We start from the raw sequence: 19,257 nt of genomic DNA on the forward strand, positions 1-19,257 counted from the left end.
CCTAAAGTTAATTAAAAGAGATGATCTTATCTTTTAATTTTGCATTTAAACCTTAAGAAAGATGCCATATAAACTAATAAAAATTTTTGGATAAGTAACTGTTCTAGCAGAGCAAATAACATTCATTGGGCTATATTGAGGCGATCAGTAATTAAATTATTATCCTAATGAAGTAGTAGTAAGCTTAATTATCAATATAATGTTTCTTTATGGTTTAGTTTTATTTATCAATTAATTAGGCAAATATGGGCAACATTTGGTTAAAGAATAAATCTTATAAAAAACAGTACCCATAAAATAGAATTAAAATCTTAATTTTAAGTACCATTATAACCAAAAAGCTAAACATTGATGATTTCTTTTTACAAAATCGCAAATCAATTATCATTTACTGCCATCCCAAAATTCTTTAAAGTAAGGATATTGGCATGCTTGATATTATGCTTATCATCTGTTGTAAACGAAGGGTTTGCACAAGATTATGTGATTAATAAATTCAGTCATATTTCCACATCTAACCAGTTTTTCCTTAACTCGGTAACATCTATAGCGCAAGATAAAAAAGGGATGATGTGGTTTGGTACGGCAAAGGGATTGATCAGGTTTGATGGGATAGAGCTTAAAACTATTCAATCGAAATTTAAGAACATAAATCCAAAAGAAACAGGCAATATAAACGATATTAATATTGATAGCTACGGGAAAATATGGATCGCTGCCGATAAAGGGGTTTGGATTTACGACCCCGTTTTAGATAGTGCCGAAAAATTTTTTGAAAATGAAACCAATGCCACTCCTTTAACATTTGTTAAATGCGTAAAAGAAATGGCTAACGGCGAGGTATGGTTAGGTACAAACATTGGGATACGGATATATGATCCAAAGAAAAAAAAGCTTACCGAAGTCTCAAATAAAGTTCTCTTCAGTTTAAATTCTATCAATTGTTTATATCAGAAAAAGGATGGGGCTATTTGGATAGGTACAAATTCGGGCTTGTATAAACTTATTGATAAACAGAACGATAGAATTAAAGTACAGGCTTTTTTTAACAGTACAAGCAACAATAAAAGCATCATAAGTAATGATATTAATGTTTTGTTGGAAGATAAGGCTGGTAATTTATGGGTGGGTACACAGGCCGGCCTTGATTATTTCGATATTAAAAAAAATCAATTTATACATTTCAATAAAAACCTTACCAATAATGTTATCAGAGCTTTAACCATAGATAAAAATCAGCGTTTATGGGTAGGTACTTATGATGGTATTACGTTGATAGATTCTTTTAGAGTGACCAACCATATCAAACACGATCCAGATTCTCCTTTAAGTTTAGTGGATAACAAAATAAAGTTTTTATATAGTGACAAGTATGGTTCTGTTTGGATAGGGAGTTATTATGGGGGGATAAACTATTGGAACGAAAAACAGCTCAATTTTTCTAAAATAGACGAAGGCAATGGCCATAAATTAGGTTTTAAAGTGGTAAGCTCAATCTTGCAAGACGGGGCTGAAAAGATTTATTTTGGAACAGAGGGCGAGGGAATTTCTGTTTTGGATGCTAAAACCAATAAATACCAATACGTTAATAAGCTTAATAGCAATGAGAAGATTGGTGCAATTAAAACCATGTGCTTTAGTGGAAAGGATAACATCTGGATCGGGACATTTAACTCGGGCCTTATTTTTTATAACGTTAAAAGCAAAGCGAGTATAGTTTATAAATCACGGCCAGATGATGATCATTCTTTGAGTTCTAACAAAATTATTTCTATTGCAAAAATTTCTAACGGTAAAATTTTGGCCGGTACTTTAAATTCGGGTTTAAATATATTAGATACTAATACAGGAAGAGTTATAAGGTTACAACATAACGATGCCGATGGTACTTCTATCCCAAGCAACACCATTAGAGATTTATTGGTAGATGATAACGGCGATGTTTACATGGGTACGCCTGTTAATTTTTACATGGTTAAAAAAGCCAACCAAACAGCAAACGGTAAATTTATATTTGATAAACTCCCACTTTTTAATCAGCAAAACAAACAGAAGGTAAGCGTACAAGATATTCTGAAAGCGAGCAATGGGCAAATATGGGTTGCTACCCTAAATATGGGGCTGTTGTATTTGAAAAACGGCAAGCTCTACAATGCTGCCATTGATAAAGATATAGCTGTTTTTTCTGTTCTCGAAGATCATGATGGCAAGCTTTGGTTAAGTACAGACAAAGGTATATTAAGATACGACCCCAAAAAAGCAAGCTCAAAAATTTACAACCTTAATGATGGTATTGCTGCAAATGCTTTTGCAAGAGGTTCAAAATTGTTTTCAAAAGACGGGCGGATATATTTCGGCGGAGCCTCTGGGGTAACTTCATTTAATCCAAAAGAATTAGGAACCATAAATAAATATGCCCCCAACATTGTTATTACAAACTTTAAATTATTTGATAAAGATATCGAAGTTGGCGATAGTACAGCAATCCTTAAAAAAAGTATAGCAGATACAAAAAAGATTAAGCTGGATTATGACCAAAATATTTTTACCATCAATTTTTCGATGCCAAATTATATTATCCATGGTAAAAAGGTGTATCAATACCGCTTAAAAGGGTTAGATGATAAGTGGGCAACAACTAATAATCCGTCTGTTTCATTTACCATACAGCAAGGCGGCACTTATATTTTTGAGGTTAAAGGTATAAACGGTGACGGTTATAAAACCGCAGGTACTACCGCCTTAGAAATTGTGGTTAACAGTGCGCCATGGAAAACTTGGTGGGCATATCTTTTTTATATGATGATTATTTTGGGTGCTTTTGGCTTATTTATTTATTTTTTTCAATCGAAGCTTATATTACAGCATAAATTAAATTTAGAGACCATAGAGTTAGACAATCAGCAAAAACTGAATCAACAAAAGCTTCAGTTTTTTACAAATGTATCTCATGAATTTAGAACACCCTTAACACTTATTTCTGGGCCTTTACAAAAACTTATCGAAGATTATAAAGGCCCCTATCAATATTATGCGCCGCTGATAACCATTAAAAAAAATACCGATCAGCTTACTAAATTGATCAATGAATTGCTTGATTTTAGGAAATTCGAAGATCACCGCCTCGCTCTAAAAGCTGCTGAGGGTAATATCGTTGAATTTTTAAAAGAGATATTTCTGTCTTTTTTACCGCAGGCAAAACTCAATAATTATACCTACAATTTTAAGGCAGAGGAAGAAAATATTTTGGTCTATTTTGATCCAGATAAACTAGAAAAAGTATTTTACAATTTAATTTCTAACGCTTTCAAACATACGCCAGAAAAGGGCAGCATTTGTTTAGAAATCTCAAAAAAAGAAAACGAGGTAGTAGTTTCTGTAAAAGATACCGGTGATGGAATGAAAGCTGAAGAATTAGAAAAAATATTTGATCAGTTTTATGAAATACAAGGGCAAAAACATTACGGGCACTTTAGATACGGATCGGGTATTGGTTTAGCTATTGTTAAAAGCGTTATTGATCTGCATAAAGGGAAAATAAAAGTTAGTAGCCAAGGCGGTAAAGGAAGTGTTTTTATCACTTATTTACCACTGGGTAAAAACCATCTCTCAGAAAGTGAAATAGTAACAGAATTTAAAGAAAATGATCTTTCATTATATAGCATAACAGAACCTTTAAGCAGCAAAATTATTAAGGAGTTTGAGTGGGAAGAAGATATTGATAAAGAATGTGTTTTGGTGGTTGAGGACAACTTGGAAGTAGGAAAATTTATTCAAAACATACTTTCTGATTATTATAATGTTGTGTTGGCAGAAAACGGGGTATTAGGTTTTCAAAATGCCATTATTAAGCAACCATCTTTAATAGTTAGCGATATGATGATGCCCGAAATGGATGGTTTAGAGTTTTGCCAAAAAATCAAAAACGACATCAGAACCAGCCACATACCTTTTATCTTATTATCTGCCAGAACATCCTTAGTCTATAAATTTGACGGGTTAAAATCTGGTGCCGATGATTACCTGTTTAAGCCTTTTGAGGTTAACGAACTGATCCTGAAATGTAAAAACATTCTTAGCACTTATCATCACTTAAAAGAAAGATTTCTTAATTCAAATATCACTATTTCAGACCCTTCAAATAACACCTTAGATGAAACCTTAAGGTATAAAGCCTATGAAGTTGTAAATAAAAACATCTCTAATGAATTTTTTGGGATAGATCAATTTAGCGAACAGCTGGGCCTGAGCAGATCTTTACTATTTACTAAAATAAAAGCCTGGGCTAACCAAACACCTAATGAATTTATTTTGAGCATCCGCATGAAACACGCCGCAAAGATGATCGAACAAGGCAGGTACAGCATAGCAGAAATTGGGTATAAAGTGGGTTTTAAAGACCCAAGCTATTTCTCCAAGATTTTTAAAAAACATTTAAACATTAGCCCGAAAATATATTCAGAGAAATTTAAAAATTGCTAATATATTGATTGATAGTTTATTATATCAATTCGGGTTTTTTAAAATAAACTATATTACCAGTCTCTTGGACTATTCTGCTTTCCCATTTCCATAATTTTAGGTCTTAAATAAAACAATAACCAATTATTACTAACCAAACCTTTTCTAAGGTTTAGATCATAAAAACCTACGTTAGAATGAATAAAATATATTTAAGCACAGTCGGGTTTTGCCTGTTGATCAATATAACTTTTGCGCAGTCTGTAAAACTAGTTTATAAAAATAAAAATGCTTCTACAGATGCTCGCGTAAAAGATTTGCTCTCACGTATGAACCTTGAAGAAAAGGTAGCGCAGATGCGTATTTTCCATGCCAATTTGGGGATCGCTTTAGGTACCGATAATAAATTGGAGTTAAAAAGCGGAATTGCGGAAAGACTAAGATATGGCATAGCGGGGATCAAAAATCCAGGAGAATTTTTAGAGCCTGTGAAAGCTGCATTGCTCAATAATCAATTGCAAAAATATATAGTAACGCATAATAGGCTAGGCATCCCAGCATTATTTATCACAGAATCTTACAATGGTGTAGATGCGCAAGGCTGTACAAAATTTGCCCGGCCTATAAACATGGCTGCTAGTTTTAATCGCGATTTGGTACATCAAACTTGGGATATTATTGGTAGGGAGGCAAGAATCAGAGGGTTGCACATGTGCCATTCGCCAGAGGCAGACTTATCTCGCGATCCACGGTTTGGGCGTATGAGCGAAGAGTTTGGAGAAGATACTTATCTAACCTCTCAAATGATAATAAGTGCCGTAACTGGCGTTCAGGGAGACTTTAAAGGATTAAAAAGTACACATATTGGTGCGGTAACAAAGCACTTTGCGGGTTATGGGCAGGTTTTAGGCGGTACAAACTTTGCAGCGATAGAGATTTCGCCCCGCACCTTGATCGATGAAATTTACCCACCTTTTAAAGCAGCGGTGCAACAAGCTAAAACGTTAGGAATTATGGCTTCACACGGCGATCTAAACGGAATTGCCAGTCATGCCAATTACGATTTATTGACCAAAGTTTTAAAAAACCAATGGGGTTTTAAGGGCTACGTAGTTTCTGATGCTAATGATATTGCCCGGTTAAATTTTTTTATGAAAGTAGCCGAAACACCAGAAGATGCCGCAATGATGGCTTTAAAAGCTGGGATGGATGTGGATCTGTATAGTGATGAAGCTTATGCCTTATTGCCTAAATTGGTTAAAACCCACCCCGAGCTAATAAAATATATTGATGCAGCCGCATCTCGAATGCTAAGGACCAAATTTATATTGGGATTGTTTGATAGTCCCTACGTCAATTTAGAAAGTGTAAAAGAAAATGTAAGAACAGATAAAGCGCTTGCGATCGCAAAAAAAATGGACGAAGAGTCTATGATATTATTAAAAAATAAATCGGCCGATAGCTCCTCAATTCTACCCATAGGCTTATCTAACACAAAATACAATAAGATTGCACTTTTAGGCCCAGTTTTAACTGATGGCGCAAAAGCTGATTTTGAAAAAATTGCCGGTAACCGTTTTGTTTTTAGCGCAGAAAAAGGATTTGATCTAACCAATAGGGAAGGTGATGTCCCTAAATTAAATACCAATACAAAACCAGGCTTCGATAAATTGATAGCAATGGCAAAGCAGGCAGATTTATGTGTGCTGTTTTTAGGAGGAGACGAATTTACCGCAAAAGAGGGTTTTTTTAATAACGCATTAGGCGATAGGGCTAGCATTGATCCGGTTGCCCCACAAGACGAACTGATTAGACAGGTTAAAGCACTGGGTAAACCAATAATTGTAGTTTTAAAACACAGAAGAACGTTGTCTATCAATGAAATTTCTAAAACTGCAGATGCCATTTTAGATTGTTGGGATGCTAGCGAATTTGGGGACGAAGCCATTGCTAAAGCAATTTTCGGGCTAATCAATCCATCAGGAAAATTGCCCGTAACAGTACCTCGCACCATTGGGCAGCTGCCTTTTCATTATAGCCAGAAAGAGATAAATTTTAAAAAGGGATATTTATTTATCGAAAATGGTCCCTTATATCCTTTTGGCTATGGGCTAAGCTACACTACTTTTAAGTACCATAATTTAAAGCTTTCTTCAACGGCTATCAATCCTAATTCAAAAATCACAGTAACGGTTGAAGTAACCAATACTGGTAAGCTTACCGGAAAAGAAGTGGTTCAATTATATATCAAAGATTTAATTGGATCGGTTACACGCCCTGATAAAGAGCTTAAAGATTTCCAAAAAGTTGAACTTAAGGCCGGGGAAACTAAAACGGTATCTTTTACCATCAATCCAGAAATTTTGAAGTTTACTAGGGCAGATATGAAATTTGGTTACGAAGTGGGGGATTATACCGTTCAGATAGGGCCATCATCGGCAGAAGGCTTAAAATCTAATTTTAGGTTAACCAGTATTATATAAGCGCAAATGCGGATGCTCTTTAAATCAACATTTATAAAAGAAACATAACCAATGCAAAAATTACTTTTAAAAATCACTATTTCGTTTTTAGCCGTTCTTATTTTACAATCATGTAAAACGTATCAAAAAATAGATAAAGAAAGTACCAAAGCCGCCATGCTTAAAGCTTTACAATGGCAAGAGGCAAACCCCATACAATCACAATCGCCAACAGATTGGACCAATGCTGCCTATTACACCGGCATAGTAAAAGCACATGAAGCAACCGCAGATAAAACCTATTTAGATGCCTTGGGAAAAATGGCAAAACGTAACAATTGGCAAGTTAGCGAGCGTTTTTACCATGCAGATGATTTAGCCATGTGCTACAGCTATATCTATTTAAAATCTTTAGGCCAGGATGCTAATTTACAGCCAACGGATCAAATCATAAAAGATCATTTATATAAAGATTATCCTTGGAAGAGCGGTATGGCAACAGACGAGAAAAAAATTTTATGGTGGTGGTGCGATGCCTTATTTATGGCCCCGCCAGTTTTAACTTCTTATGCAAAGCTTAAAAATGATGATGCCTACTTAAAAGAAATGGATAAATATTATAAGCAAACCTACAATTTGCTCTATGACAAAAAGGAACATCTTTTTGCCCGAGACACCAGGTATCTATTAACGGGCAAAGACAGCGATTTAAAAGAAAAAAACGGGAAGAAGATTTTTTGGTCTCGCGGAAACGGTTGGGTAATTGCCGGCCTAGCTTTGGTATTAACCGATTTGCCAAAAGATTATCCTACCCGGCCTTTTTATGAAAATTTGTTTAAAGAAATGGCAGGCAAGCTTAAAGGTTTACAGCCTAACGATGGCTTGTGGAGAACAAGTTTATTATCCCCAGAATCTTTTAACCATGGAGAGGTAAGCGGAAGTGGTTTTTTTACCTATGCACTTGCTTGGGGGATAAACAATGGTTTGCTAAATAAAGCAACCTATCGGCCATCGGTTACAAAAGCTTGGAATTCCCTCTTAAAATGTCAAAAGGTAAGCGGCAAAGTTGGCTGGGTGCAAAACATAGGGTCTGATCCCAAACCTGCCGACGCAGATAGCTGGCAAAACTTTGGCACAGGTGCGTTTTTAATGGCAGGTAGCGAAATATTGAAACTGAAGAAAAATCAATAATAAAACAAATGACCATGGATTTTAGAAATACGAGCAAATTAATGTTGATGGCGATTTTTGTTGCCGGTATCTTTCATGCCTGTAAAAAATCAAAAAGCACAAACCCTCAAGAAGTAATACCAACTCCAACTATCCCAACCGTTCAAACTTTAGAAACCTTAAACATTACAACCAGTACAGCTACTGCACAAGGTAAAGTTACTGCCAGCGGAGGGAAAAACATTAGCGAAAGCGGCTTTTGCTGGGATACCTTGGCAAATCCAACTATTATTAAAAGCCATTTAATGGCCTCATCTAATGATGATGCTGGAGGGTTTTCTAAAACTTTAGAGAACCTTAAAAGTGATAAAAAGTATTATTTAAGAGCTTATGCTAAAAATGAAGTGGGTATTGCATATGGTAATGAGGTAACTTTTAGTACCAAGCAAGAGCAGGGATCAACCGATGATACAAGTTCAATAGTTGCCACACAGATTTGGTATGGCGACCCTAATAAGCCATGGCGGGATGTTTTTACCAATTTCAATACGGAAGATAACGGAGGTACAACCCCAACATTAACTCCAATTACCGATCCCACTTACGGCAAAGTATGGGAGGTTTTTAAACCCGCGGGTGCAAAAAGAGCTGAAATAAGTAGAATTAAAGACTACTCTCCAACCAACGGGGAAGTAATCTACATAAGTTATAAATGGAAAATAAACATTAGGCAAAAAGATGCAACCAATGGTTTTGCGGTATTTCAGTGGAAAACCGAGGACGGAAACAAAGGGCCTGATAGACAAAATTATCCTTTCAATTTAGCCTATAATGCCGGCTCAGGAAACCTTACTCTAAATGCTTATGGCCCAGGCACACCAGACTGGACCGAAGGTTCTTCCATTAACAACAGAAAAAACACACTTTGGAATAAAGTTGTACCTCAAGATCAATGGCAAAGTATCATCATAGGGATTAAAATTTCTGATTACGTAGGTACTGATACCACACAGTTAGGATATATAGAATATTGGTTTAACGGAGTAAAGCAACCTTTTGAAATTACCGGTGCAGGGAAGGATTACAGGGTTATCCTTTCTGCAGATAAAAAGAGGGCCTATCATCGTACGCTGGATGGTAATACCACCTATCCAAAGTGGGGAGCTTATGGCGAAGGCGCAAGAAATTATGATGTTACCGCTTATGTGGCAGATTTAAGGTTGAGACGTAAGTAAATTTAATAAGCTCTTTTATGCAAAAAGTTAATTTTTTGATATTCTTAACTTGCTTTTTTTGTGCCTGTATTATAAAAAAAACTACTGTTTCAACAGAGGCAGTATTTACGGATACCAGCCAAATAGCAGGTAAGTTAATCTGGTACGGTAATCCCGATAAGCCTTACAAAGATGTATTTGTTAATTTCAACGATGAAGATAATCACGGTACAACCCCAACTTTAACCACCATTAATGATCCTAAATATGGTAAGGTTTGGAAAGTTTATAAACCATCCGGAGCAAAAAGAGCAGAGATAAGTAGGGCCAAAGGATATGAACAGCATGATGGAGAAACAATCTATATCAGTTACAATTGGAAAATTAAAGTTAAGCAAAAAAAATTTAAAACCGGCTGTGCGGTTTTTCAGTGGAAAACAGAAGGTGGTGGAGATGTTAGGCAAAACTATCCTTTTAACTTAACTTATGGCAACGGAGTACTTTCTTTAAATGCTTACGGCCCTGGAACATCTACAGATTGGTGGAAAAACCCAGGCAAAAATATAGCAACTAAAAAAAACACAATTTGGAAAAAAGCAGTTCCGCAAAACCAATGGCAGAATATTGTTTTTGGGATAAAAGTATCTTCTTATACAGGTACCGATACCACAAAATTGGGCTATATAGAGTTTTGGTTCAATGGGGTTAAGCAAACTTTTAATGTAGATAACTCAGGGATCGATTATCGTGTGATTTTATCTCCGGATAAAAAAAGAGCTTACCACAGAACGCTTGATGGAAATATCACTTATCCAAAGTGGGGAGCTTATGGAGGGTCATCAATACCTTACGATATTACTGCCTATGTAAGCGATTTAAAAATAAGAAGAAAATAGTTTCAAACAATCGGGTGATTTTAGAACCGGAATTTTTGTTTAGAATTTCAAATAAAAATATTTAACGACCAATTATATTAATTTTTAACCCTTGTAGGGTGCCCTTCATCCTACAATAAAACAATTAAACAAAATGAGAAACAATCAATTAACTTCAATGATGCGCATCGGCGCAAAAGTAATGCTCTTTGGTGGCTTTTGTTTTATTACTGCTTGTTCACAAGAAGAAATTGCAGTTAATCCAGTTAATTCTTCGTTTGATAGGCAGATTAAAACGCTTGCAGGTACCAGGGTTTGGACAGGTGATCCCAACCAACCTTGGCAAGATGTTTTTGAGAATTTTAACACAGAAGATAATGGGGGTACAACACCAACATTAACTTCAATTACTGATGCAACTTATGGTAAAGCTTGGCGTGTTATTAAACCTGCCGGAGCTAAAAGAGCAGAAATGAGTAGGGCAAAGGGCTACAACCAACAAGAGGGCGAAACCATAGACCTAAACTACAAGTTCAAAATCAACCCTCAAACAGATATTGGTTCAAGTGAAATTACCGTATTTCAATGGAAAACAGATGGTAATGTGGATAGGCAAAACTATCCGTTCAATTTAACTTATAAGAACGGTAAATTATACTTAAACCTTTTTGGACCGGGCACTCCAGATTGGACTTCTGGATCTGTAAGTGGCAGAAAGAATACCGTTTGGTCTGGCACAGCAGCTGCGGGTCAATGGCTAAGCATCGGATTTCGTATTAAGGTTTCTAGGTACATCGGCACCGATAATTCTAAAAAAGGTTATATACAACTTTGGTACAATGGTAGTGCGCAAACCTTTACCACCCAAAACTCAACTTCTAACTACGATGTTACCTTAACCAACAATAATAAAAGGGTTTTACATAGAACAAATGATGGATCGGTAACGTACCCGAAATGGGGTGTTTACAATGAAGCATCTCGCCCTTTTGAGATTAGAACCTTGTTTGCCAATATGACCATAGATAAATTATAGCAAGTGGGCAAGTGCCATTATAAATTACTGTATAATTACTAATGAGCAACGATCACGGAGAAATCTATTTAGATAGGGGTTTTAATATTTTACAAAAAACAATATTTTTAAATGATACGATCTAAAATATTTTTTAAGGAATTTAACTGCCTTGTAATTTACTTGTGTTTATTTGTTTGCAACGCCACGGCACAAAATAAAAGGCCTAATATCATCTATTTGTTAACCGATGACCAGCGCTGGGATGCCATGGGCGCTATGGGCAATTCAATTATCAAAACGCCCAACATGGATAAGCTGGCAAATGCCGGGGTATTGTTCCAAAACGCTTATGTTACCACGTCTATTTGCTGTGTAAGCAGGGCAAGTATTTTAACCGGGCAGTATGAAAACAAACACCATATCCATGATTTTAGTACAGATTTAAGTGCAAACTCAATCGCAAATAGCTATCCTGCTTTGCTAAAAAAAGCGGGATACAGCACTGGTTTTATCGGTAAGTTTGGTATTGGCACCCACCCTCCACAGCAAATTTTTGATTATTGGGTAAACTCCGAAGCTGGGGAACAAATGCAACCCAATTACATCATTAAAGGGAAAAGCGGAAAAGAAATTCATGATACTGATACGCTGAGCAATGCCATTCAAAACTTTTTAACTGATTACGGAAAAGGCAAAAAACCTTTTTGCCTGTCGGTAAGTTTTAAAGCCCCGCATGAGCAGGACGGCAACCCGCCAACTTACGTGGTACAGGCTCCATATAAAAATTTATATCAGGATGTTACCATACCCGAGCCTGTAACCGCCGATCCTAAATACTGGAAACAGTTTCCGTCTTTTTTCCAGACCGATACCAACTTTGGAAGAGCAAGATGGAAAGGCTTATTTGGTACTCCGGAACTCTACCAAGAAAACGTAAAAAATTATTACCGTTTAATTACCGGAGTGGATGATGCCATTGGTAAAATGATGAAAAAATTAAATCAATTGGGAATTGCCGATAATACCATAATTATGGTAATGGGCGATAACGGGATGTTTTTGGGCGAACACGGTATGGAAGGCAAATGGTGGGGTTATGAAGAATCGGTAAGGATACCATTATTGATCTACAACCCTAAAGCCCCAGATAAAATCAAGCAGTATAAAGCACCGCAAATGGCTTTAAATATTGATATAGCACCCACTATTTTAGGCTTTGCGGGTATTAAACCACCAGCAGCCATGGAAGGACAAGATTTGTTTGAAGTATTGGAAAATAAAATCCCCGAAAGGAAAGATTTCTTTTACCAGTACTACTTTTTGGGCAGTGCGCAATTGCCCCGGCAAGAAGGGGTGGTTACGCCTAGGTTTAAATACATGAATTACATCGATAACAATTACGAGGAACTTTTTGATATCAGGTTTGATCCGCATGAAACCGATAATCTGGCTAAAAACCCAAAATATAAAACCGAACTCGATACACTAAGAAAAAGATATCAGGATTTGAAGAAGGCGCATGGTGTACCAAAAAGTGAATATATGAGTAGCAAAAAAGCCTTTTAGTATGTTTGTTTCAAAAAGTCATGGATAATTAACTGCTGATAATTGAATGTTTAAGAGATGTAGATTTATCTTGTTTAATCTCGGTTATTTTAAGTTTAATAAATGTATTTTATGATGCAAGTAATTAAAAATCTAAAACTTAATTTTCTATTGTTGATTTTTTTCGCATCATGTGCCATTGCCCAAAAAAGTACAAAAAACGAAACTTTTAGCAACCCCATTTTAAAAGGAATGAATCCCGACCCAAGTATTTGCAGGGTAGGGGACGATTATTATATGGTAACCTCCAGTTTCGGCTTTTTCCCGGGTTTGCCCATTTATCACAGTAAAGATTTGGTAAACTGGAAACTGATTGGGCATGGTATTGATAGCGCATCACAATTAAAATTGAAAGAAAAGGAAAGCCTGAATCTTTACGCCGCAACCATACGATACCATAACGGAACTTTTTATATCATCAATACCAATACCGGGCAAAGCAGTAGGCCCGACAGAAATTTTGTGATTACGGCCACAAACCCCGCTGGCTCGTGGTCCCAAGCGCATTTTATAAAAGGTGCCGATAGGATAGACCCTTCCTTGTTTTTTGATGATGATGGCAAGATTTACTATTCTGGAAACACCATCCCAGACAGCATTACTTTTGATAAAGAAAAAAATATCTGGACACAGGAAATTGATCCTAAAACCTGGCAGTTGGTTGGGAAAAGAGTAGATGTGGTAAAAAGTGCAACTTACTGGAAAAAGCTAAGCCCGACAGAAAAAGAACAAAAATACCTTACTTTTTTTGAGGGGCCGCATTTGTATAAAAAAGATGGAACCTATTATATGCTGATTTCGCATGGCGGTACAGATTGGAACCATGCGGTATCTATCTTTAAAAGTAAAAACGTATTCGGCCCTTTTGAATATTGCCCCAACAACCCAATTATCACGCATCGTGATTTACCACACACCCATCCTTTGGTGCATACCGGTCATGCCGATTTGGTGCAAACCCAAAATAACCAATGGTGGATGGTATTATTAACCAGCAGGCCTTATGGCGGTGCGTTTACCAATATGGGCAGAGAAACATCTTTGGTTCCGGTAGATTGGAGTGGCGAGTGGCCAATAGTAAACCCTAAAGAAGCACCGGGCAGGGTTTTAACAAATCAGAAAAAACCAGATCTAAAAAACCATCCTTGGAAAAAAGAACCTGCTAGAGACAATTTTGATACGCCAAAACTTAATCTAAACTGGAATTTTATGCAGATACCGGCTAGCAATTGGTGGAGTTTGGATGATGTAAAAGGGAGTTTAAAAATCAATCTCCGCAAAGAAATAATACAAGGTGGCGTAAATCCGTCATTTATAGGGAGAAGGCAAACCGATAAAAGTTTTACCGCCAGCACTAAAATGGATTTTACGCCAAAGTTGGAAAATGAAACCGCCGGGATGGTGATCAGCAGAGACGCAGGTAATCAGTTTCAATTCATGTATGGATTAAAAAACGGAAAAAAAATTATCAGTTTGATAAAGAAAGATGTGATAGAGCAAACATTGGATACCATTGCCCAAAAAGAGATGGACGTTAAAACCATTTATCTGAAAATGGAAGCTGAAGAACAATCTTTTACTTTCTCTTTTTCTGGGGATGGAAAAAATTGGCGAAAAATGGCTGATAAACAAAACGGTAGTTTTTTAAGCAATGCTTTGGGCACAGGGCGTTTTACAGGTACTTTTATTGGGATGTATGCCTCATCTACGGGCAAAGAAAGTAATAACTATACGTTGTTTGATTGGTTTGAGTATAGTGGTTTTTAATACCGTGTTTTGCACTAACGATTGTAATGGCATCCCCCGCCTGTTCTCGGACAGGTTTTTTTGTCCTTGCCATTTATCAAATAGCAAAAAAGATATATCCGCCCGGTGGCGGAGTGTTGAAGAACCCAAATAATTTAATTAGATATGATGAATAAGTATAAAATTGGTTGCTTAATTATTGCGTGTTGTTTAAGTAGTAGATCATTTTCTCAAGTTGCTTTTCCTTTGTACGATGGCGCAGTGCCAAACTCAAAAAATTTGGCAGAAGCAAATCTTAACAATGATAAAAAAGGCTATGCACCAACCATCACAGCCTTTGTAAACAAAACAACACAGAAAAACAGAGCAGCTATAATTTTTTTGCCTGGCGGAGGCTATAATTCTGTAGCTTATAACGGAGGGGGAAACGGTATAGCCGAATATTTTCAGAATTTGGGCTTGGCGGCATTTATCCTAAAATACCGTGTGCCAACGGATGATTTTATGTTGGATAAAAAGACAGGCCCGATACAGGACTTGCAGCAAGCTATTATTTGGGTAAAAGAACACGCCGAAGAATACGGGATAGATACTGCAAAAGTTGGTATTTTAGGGTCTTCGGCAGGCGGACATTTAGCCGCCATGGGTAGCACTCAGTTTGCTACCAATTTTGTAGAAAACCCGAAACATTATAGCTTGAGACCTGCATTTTCTGTGCTGCTTTATCCGGTAATCAGCTTTGCAGATTCTATCATGCACAAAGGTTCAAGAGATAACCTTTTAGGCAAAAATCCTTCGCCTGCACTCATCAAACAATATTCAAACGAGTTAAACGTAACGTCAGATACGCCACCAACTTTATTAATTCAGGCACAAGACGACCCTACTGTTCCGGTGGCAAATTCTATCGTTTATTTTGAAGCATTAACCAAAAATAAAGTTGAAGCAGAAATGCACATTTACCCACATGGCGGGCATGGTTTTGGGGCTTATAATAAAACCACGCCCGATAATTGGTTAGAGCGTTGCAAAAATTGGATGATAATGAATGGCTGGCTGGAAGGTGCCAAGTAAAAGAGGGCTTAAAGCATAAGGCAAGAAGCTTAAAAATTACAGGCATAAATTTATCTCAATTTTATATGAAAAAATGCAATTTACTTTTGATATGTCGGCAGATTTGATGCTCAATTATACTCCAAAAGATACCATTATGTTAAACTGCGAAGCGGTAAATCTGGCTTTTGGTAGCTCGGGCTTAATCCCGGGCATTCATAAAGTAGAATTGGTTGTAAATATTTTTAATAATTGAAAATGAAAAGATTAGCCTTTAAAATGTATCTTAACCCAGGGCAAAAAGAAGAGTATAAAAAACGTCATAACGAGCTTTGGCCAGAACTCCACAAGCTTTTAAAAGATGCTGGTTTGAGCGAATACTCCATTTTTTTAGATGAAGAAACCAACACGCTTTTTGCTTTCCAAAAAGTGAGTGGCGATGTAGGTTCGCAAGATTTGGCCAACAATGCAATTGTAAAAAAATGGTGGGCTTTTATGGCAGACGCGATGCGGGTAAACCCAGATAATTCGCCGGTTTCTGTAGAGCTAGAAGAGATTTTTTATATGGAGTAAAATGTTTTTTAGAATAATATATCATCCAAAAATGTATTTAAAATGTTAAAAATAAAATTTTCTGTTTTTCTTTTGCTCATGGCTTTAGTAGCTAATGCACAACACCTCGAATTTAATTTCAACGATAATTGGCAATTCCAAAAAAATCCTGCAAAAGATTTAGCAAGCCTAAATTCTCAGCAAAGCAATTGGAAAAATGTGTATGTACCCCACGATTGGTCTTTTGAAGAGGGGATTACCAAAAACGGAACGCAAGGGCAAGGCGGCGGCTATCACAATGGCGGGATAGGTTGGTATAAAAAGGACTTCAACATTAAAAAAGATAGGCTCAACAAAGCGGTTTATTTAGATTTTGAAGGCGTTTACATGAACAGCGAAATTTGGGTAAACGGTAATTATTTGAGCAAAAGACCCTATGGCTACATCAGTTTTAGATATGAGGTCTCCAAATATTTAAAAGAGGGGAATAACATCATTTTTGTGAGGGCAGATAACGAAAAAGAACCTTCGGCCAGATGGTACCACCCATGCGGAATTTACGCTCCGGTAAAAATGGTTATTGTGAACAAAACCCATATCGCACCTTTGGGCGTAACCATTACCACGCCTAAGATCAACAATAATTTGGCAAATGTGAAATCGAAAATTTTATTGGAGAATATTGATGATTTAAACGATTTAAGCTTACAAACCAACATCATTGCGCCCGATGGTAAGATAGTTGCCCAACAAACTCAAAAATTAAAGAGCAAGCAAACAGAAATTAGTTTAGAGGTTAAACAGCCAAAATTATGGGATACCGAGCATCCCGATGTTTATACTTTACAAACCAAAGTCCTCAAAAACAATCAGGTAATTGATGAGGTAAAAAATACTTTCGGGATCAGAACCGTAGAGTGGAAAACCGCAACCGGTTTCTGGTTAAACGGAAAAAATATCAAAATCAGAGGTGTTTGCGAGCATTACCACGGAGGCCCGATAGGTGGCGCATGGACAAAACCATTGTTACGCTGGAAACTGCAAAAGCTAAAAGCAATGGGTATTAATGCCATCAGAACGGCTCATAACCCTCGGCCGCAAATGTTTTTTGATCTGTGCGACGAGATGGGGATTATGGTGGTAGATGAAATTTTTGATGGTTGGCATAAAAAAGCAGCAGAAGATTATGGTAAACAGGCTTTCGCCGATTGGTGGAAACGTGATATGGAAGAGTGGATCAACAAGGATAAAAACCATCCAAGCATTATTTTGCACAGTTTAGGCAACGAAACAGAAGACCCTATTGCGCCACAACTGGTAGCCTATGCGCATCAACTCGACCCAACCCGACTGGTAACTTCAGGCGCAAGTAATAGCGATGACATGGATGTGATTGGTGTAAACGGAGGCTCAGAAACGCAAAAATTCATAGAAACGGCCAATTTTAAAAAGCCTTTTTTATCCACCGAAGCACCACATACCTGGCAAACCCGTGGATATTATCGTACGCAAACCTGGTGGCGGGATGGCATCCTAAAAAACACCTATCCCTTGCCAGATTTAACCAAAAAAGAAATCTTCTTTTACGAGTGGGCTTCGCCCGATAAATGGAACAGCAAGAAGAACCATTTCGATTCCTCTTATGATAATGCAACGGTGAGGATTTCGTCGCGGAAAAGCTGGGAATTGGTTAGGGATTTACCTTGGTATGCGGGTAATTTTAGGTGGACGGGCTTTGATTATTATGGCGAAGCAGGTTTGGCACACGGTGGCTGGCCTTTTAGGTTGTTTATGGGTGGGGCAATTGATGTCGCCGGGTTTGAAAAAGACCTGTTTTATTTCTACCAAAGCCAATGGACTGTAAAACCAATGGTTCATATTTTGCCAGATTGGAGCCATCCACGGATGAAGAAAGGAACAAAAATTCCGGTTTGGGTATATTCCAATACGGATGAGGTAGAACTTTTTTTAAACGGAAAATCTTTGGGAAAAGACAAGCCCGGCACAAAAGCAGAAGAAATGCAATGCGATTGGATGGTACCTTACGAGGAAGGAAAGTTGACCGCAATTGCTTATAAAAACGGGAAGCAAGTTGCCAAAGAAGAAATAGAAACGGTAAACTATCCAACCAAATTAAAAAATACAGTAAAAGTTTTACCCGCCGAAGGGGGCGTTAAAAAATATTGGATGATTACCAGCGATGGCGTTAACGATAAAAATCAGTTATATCCATACACAGAAAATAAAGTTTACTACCACTTGTCGCCTTCTTTGCGTTTGGTGTCTTTAGAAAACGGTGATCCGGTTGATTCTACCAATCAGGTTACTGCCAATTACCGTAAAATGTTTATGGGTAAAACGTTGGCCATTGTGCAACAAACAAATAATGCCCAAACAGAAAGTGTGGTATTGGCATCCATCATTGGTGATAAAAAACTGTATGCTTCTAAATTGATTTCTATTTATACGGAGGATTTAAAATTGGGGGCAAAAGCCCAAAAAAGTAAGCTCGAAGTTTATTATACTACCAATGGCGATGATCCCTCAACAAAAGGTAAACTCTATAAAAAAGCTTTTGAAATTACCGATGGAACAACGGTAAAGGCCATCGTTAAACAAAACCATAAGATTATTTTAAGCATGAGCGAAAAGTTTGGCGAACAAGAAGGTTTGTTTTGGGGAGATGAAAACACCAAAGATCCATGGAAAAACCGTGGTGTCGCATTTCAGGCAGAAGATGCAACGCTTACAGGTGCTACAAAATCTGCCGATGGCAGAAGGTTTAAAGGCGAAGGCTTTATCACTTTTAATAATAATAAAGAAGGATCGGTTAAATGGTACTTGGAAAATGATGGCTCCGAAGGAAGTTTTGACCTATCTTTTAAATATGCCAACGATGATAAAAAAAGCAAACGCCCAATGGTTTTATGGGTAAACGATAAGGAGGTTGCTACCCTAAATTTTGATAATACAGGCACTTGGAATCCCGATTGGAAAACGGTATCGGCCAAAGTTTGGTTAAATCCCGGGGCAAATTATATAGAGTTGAGAACCAAAGGCGAAAGCGGGCCTAACCTAGATGAACTGATTGTTGAATAGCC

General features: G+C 37.1%; 12 protein-coding genes. All 12 read left to right on the top strand.

Annotation, left to right across the window (positions count from 1 at the left end; translation table 11 throughout):
- Positions 1 to 351 precede the first annotated feature (351 nt).
- The 12 genes from I5M32_RS11580 to I5M32_RS11635 all read left to right on the top strand — a co-directional run bounded on the left by I5M32_RS11580 (position 352) and on the right by I5M32_RS11635 (position 19,255).
- Complete coding sequence (locus tag I5M32_RS11580) at positions 352 to 4,482, top strand: hybrid sensor histidine kinase/response regulator transcription factor (protein ID WP_200586463.1); 4,131 nt, start codon at positions 352 to 354, stop codon at positions 4,480 to 4,482.
- 176 nt (positions 4,483 to 4,658) lie between these two features.
- Positions 4,659 to 6,944, top strand: coding sequence for a glycoside hydrolase family 3 N-terminal domain-containing protein (locus tag I5M32_RS11585; protein ID WP_200586465.1), 2,286 nt, complete (start codon positions 4,659 to 4,661; stop codon positions 6,942 to 6,944).
- Positions 6,945 to 6,995: 51 nt separating this feature from the next.
- On the top strand, positions 6,996 to 8,114 hold the full coding sequence (locus tag I5M32_RS11590; protein WP_200586467.1) for a glycoside hydrolase family 88/105 protein: 1,119 nt from the start codon (positions 6,996 to 6,998) through the stop codon (positions 8,112 to 8,114).
- Between the two features lie 14 nt (positions 8,115 to 8,128).
- Complete coding sequence (locus tag I5M32_RS11595) at positions 8,129 to 9,328, top strand: hypothetical protein (protein WP_200586469.1); 1,200 nt, start codon at positions 8,129 to 8,131, stop codon at positions 9,326 to 9,328.
- A 17-nt stretch (positions 9,329 to 9,345) separates the two neighbouring features.
- Positions 9,346 to 10,203 carry a heparin lyase I family protein gene (locus I5M32_RS11600; protein ID WP_200586471.1) on the top strand — a complete coding sequence of 286 codons (858 nt, stop codon included), beginning with the start codon at positions 9,346 to 9,348 and terminating at the stop codon, positions 10,201 to 10,203.
- 133 nt (positions 10,204 to 10,336) lie between these two features.
- Positions 10,337 to 11,218, top strand: a complete 882-nt coding sequence (locus I5M32_RS11605) for a heparin lyase I family protein (RefSeq protein ID WP_200586472.1) — start codon at positions 10,337 to 10,339, stop codon at positions 11,216 to 11,218.
- Positions 11,219 to 11,329: 111 nt separating this feature from the next.
- Entirely contained in the window at positions 11,330 to 12,766 is a 1,437-nt protein-coding gene (locus I5M32_RS11610) for a sulfatase family protein (RefSeq protein ID WP_200586474.1), read from the top strand.
- A gap of 111 nt (positions 12,767 to 12,877) precedes the next feature.
- Positions 12,878 to 14,572 (top strand): glycoside hydrolase family 43 protein, encoded by a 1,695-nt coding sequence (locus I5M32_RS11615; protein WP_200586476.1) that lies wholly within the window; start codon positions 12,878 to 12,880, stop codon positions 14,570 to 14,572.
- A 144-nt stretch (positions 14,573 to 14,716) separates the two neighbouring features.
- Positions 14,717 to 15,625: an alpha/beta hydrolase gene (locus I5M32_RS11620; RefSeq protein WP_200586478.1), complete on the top strand. Its 909-nt coding sequence runs from the start codon at positions 14,717 to 14,719 to the stop codon at positions 15,623 to 15,625.
- Positions 15,626 to 15,698: 73 nt separating this feature from the next.
- Entirely contained in the window at positions 15,699 to 15,860 is a 162-nt protein-coding gene (locus tag I5M32_RS11625) for a hypothetical protein (protein WP_200586480.1), read from the top strand.
- A gap of 2 nt (positions 15,861 to 15,862) precedes the next feature.
- Positions 15,863 to 16,177, top strand: coding sequence for an L-rhamnose mutarotase (rhaM, locus tag I5M32_RS11630; RefSeq protein WP_200586490.1), 315 nt, complete (start codon positions 15,863 to 15,865; stop codon positions 16,175 to 16,177).
- Positions 16,178 to 16,219: 42 nt separating this feature from the next.
- Positions 16,220 to 19,255, top strand: a complete 3,036-nt coding sequence (locus I5M32_RS11635) for a glycoside hydrolase family 2 TIM barrel-domain containing protein (RefSeq protein ID WP_200586492.1) — start codon at positions 16,220 to 16,222, stop codon at positions 19,253 to 19,255.
- The last annotated feature ends 2 nt before the right edge of the window (positions 19,256 to 19,257 follow it).

Origin of the sequence: Pedobacter segetis (assembly GCF_016623585.1) — a bacterium.
GTDB lineage: Bacteria > Bacteroidota > Bacteroidia > Sphingobacteriales > Sphingobacteriaceae > Pseudopedobacter > Pseudopedobacter segetis.

Bases quoted from the DNA above. Each gene is read 5' to 3' on its own strand.
- I5M32_RS11580 (WP_200586463.1), top strand. From the start codon at position 352: ATGATTTCTTTTTACAAAATCGCAAATCAATTATCATTTACTGCCATC.
- I5M32_RS11585 (WP_200586465.1), top strand. From the start codon at position 4,659: ATGAATAAAATATATTTAAGCACAGTCGGGTTTTGCCTGTTGATCAAT.
- I5M32_RS11590 (WP_200586467.1), top strand. From the start codon at position 6,996: ATGCAAAAATTACTTTTAAAAATCACTATTTCGTTTTTAGCCGTTCTT.
- I5M32_RS11595 (WP_200586469.1), top strand. From the start codon at position 8,129: ATGGATTTTAGAAATACGAGCAAATTAATGTTGATGGCGATTTTTGTT.
- I5M32_RS11600 (WP_200586471.1), top strand. From the start codon at position 9,346: ATGCAAAAAGTTAATTTTTTGATATTCTTAACTTGCTTTTTTTGTGCC.
- I5M32_RS11605 (WP_200586472.1), top strand. From the start codon at position 10,337: ATGAGAAACAATCAATTAACTTCAATGATGCGCATCGGCGCAAAAGTA.
- I5M32_RS11610 (WP_200586474.1), top strand. From the start codon at position 11,330: ATGATACGATCTAAAATATTTTTTAAGGAATTTAACTGCCTTGTAATT.
- I5M32_RS11615 (WP_200586476.1), top strand. From the start codon at position 12,878: ATGATGCAAGTAATTAAAAATCTAAAACTTAATTTTCTATTGTTGATT.
- I5M32_RS11620 (WP_200586478.1), top strand. From the start codon at position 14,717: ATGATGAATAAGTATAAAATTGGTTGCTTAATTATTGCGTGTTGTTTA.
- I5M32_RS11625 (WP_200586480.1), top strand. From the start codon at position 15,699: ATGCAATTTACTTTTGATATGTCGGCAGATTTGATGCTCAATTATACT.
- rhaM (WP_200586490.1), top strand. From the start codon at position 15,863: ATGAAAAGATTAGCCTTTAAAATGTATCTTAACCCAGGGCAAAAAGAA.
- I5M32_RS11635 (WP_200586492.1), top strand. From the start codon at position 16,220: ATGTTAAAAATAAAATTTTCTGTTTTTCTTTTGCTCATGGCTTTAGTA.